1 protein-coding gene is annotated in these 1,866 nt (G+C 66.6%); it reads left to right on the top strand.

Annotated features, from left to right (window positions below; genetic code table 11):
* Positions 1-1,769: glutamine--fructose-6-phosphate transaminase (isomerizing) (gene glmS / locus RMO97_RS09905; RefSeq protein ID WP_310540725.1), on the top strand; the 1,769-nt coding region annotated here is incomplete at its 5' end.
* Between the last annotated feature and the right edge of the window lie 97 nt (positions 1,770-1,866).

Consider the following 1,866-nt stretch of genomic DNA (forward strand, 5'->3'; position numbering starts at 1 on the left):
CGCGGCTGATCGAGAGCCTGAAGCGGCTGGAATATCGGGGCTATGACTCCGCCGGGATCGCCGGGTTTACGTCCCGGGGCGTCGAGCGCCGCCGTGCGGCCGGCAAGCTCAAGAACCTGGAGGAGGTGCTGGCGGCCGAGCCACTCACCGCAACCGTAGGCATTGGCCACACCCGCTGGGCCACGCATGGCCCGCCCACCGAGGGCAATGCCCATCCGCACCGCGCCGGTCGCGTGACGCTGGTCCACAACGGCATCATCGAGAACTTTGCCGAGCTGAAAGCCGCCTTGCAGGCCCAGGGCCGGACCTTCACCACCGACACCGACACCGAGGTGGTGGCGCAGCTTCTGGACAGCGAACTGGCCACCAAGGCGCCCACCGACGCCCTGAAGGCCACTTTGGATCAGGTTCGCGGCGCATTTGCTCTGGTGGTGATGGTGGATGGCGAAGAGGCCCTGCTGATGGGCGCACGCCGGGGTCCCCCGCTGGTTTTAGGCTATGGCGACGGCGAGATGTTCTTAGGCTCAGACGCCTTGGCGGTCGGGCCCTTCACCAACCGGATCGCCTATCTGGAGGACGGCGATTTCGTCGTCATCGACCACACGACGGCCCGCGTGTTCGACGCGGAGGGTCGTCCCGCGCAGCGCGCCGTCCAGACTGTGCCCCAGTCCGCAACGCTGATGGAAAAGGGCAACTATCGGCACTTCATGGAGAAGGAGATCCATGACCAACCCGAAGGCTGCCAACGCACGATTGCAGCCTATGTGGACACCCTGACTGGTCACACGGCCATCCCGGGCGGCGTCGACTTTGCCGCCCTTGAGCGGATCCAGATCGTCGGCTGCGGCACGGCCTACTACGCCGGCATGCTCGGCAAATATCTGATCGAAAAGCTGGCGGACCTGCCGGTGGACGTGGAAGTGGCCTCCGAGTTCCGCTACCGCGAGCCGGCATTGCGGGCGGGATCTCTGGTGATCGCCATGTCGCAGTCGGGAGAGACCGCCGACACGCTGGCCGCGTTACGCTATTGTCAGGCCAAAGGCATGAAGAGCGCCGCCGTGGTCAATGCGGTAGGGTCCACTATGGCCCGTGAGGTCGACGTGGTGTGGCCGATCCACTGCGGCGTCGAGATCGGGGTCGCCTCCACCAAGGCGTTCACGGCCCAGGTCAGCGTGCTCGCCGCGCTGGCCGTCGCTGCGGCCCGGGCGCGCGGCCGTATCGATGCAGCTGAGGAGCAACGGCTGGTCCGGGTGATGCTGGAAGCGCCGCGGCTCATGGCGGAGGCGACCCTGGCCGAGGAGGCTATCCGTTTGCTGGCGCCGGAACTGGCCCGCGCGCGCGACGTCCTTTACCTGGGCCGGGGGCCGATGTTCCCGATGGCGCTGGAAGGCGCCCTTAAGCTCAAGGAGATCAGCTACATCCACGCCGAGGGGTACGCCGCCGGCGAGCTTAAGCACGGCCCCATCGCCCTGATCGACGAGGCGACGCCTACCATCGTCATCGCGCCGAGTGACCCGCTGATGGAAAAGACCCTGGCCAATATGAGCGAGGTGGCCGCGCGCGGCGGGCCGATCATCCTGATCACCGACGCGGAAGGGGCCAAACACGCGCAGCCGGGCATGAAGGTGATCGTCGGGCCGGCCTGCGATCCGTTCATCGCGCCCCTGGTTTACGCCCCGCCGATCCAGTTGCTGGCCTACTATGTGGCCGTGCAAAAAGGCGCGGACGTGGACCAGCCCCGCAACCTGGCCAAGTCGGTCAGGGTCTAATACCACCGCCGCGTCGGGCAAAAGAAAACGGCCGCCCCGTGAGGGACGGCCGTTCGCTTAAAACCTCTGACGAAAGAGGCTTATTTCGGCGCGGGCG

It is taken from the genome of Phenylobacterium sp. (genome assembly GCF_031425575.1).
Taxonomy (GTDB): Bacteria; Pseudomonadota; Alphaproteobacteria; order Caulobacterales; family Caulobacteraceae; genus Phenylobacterium.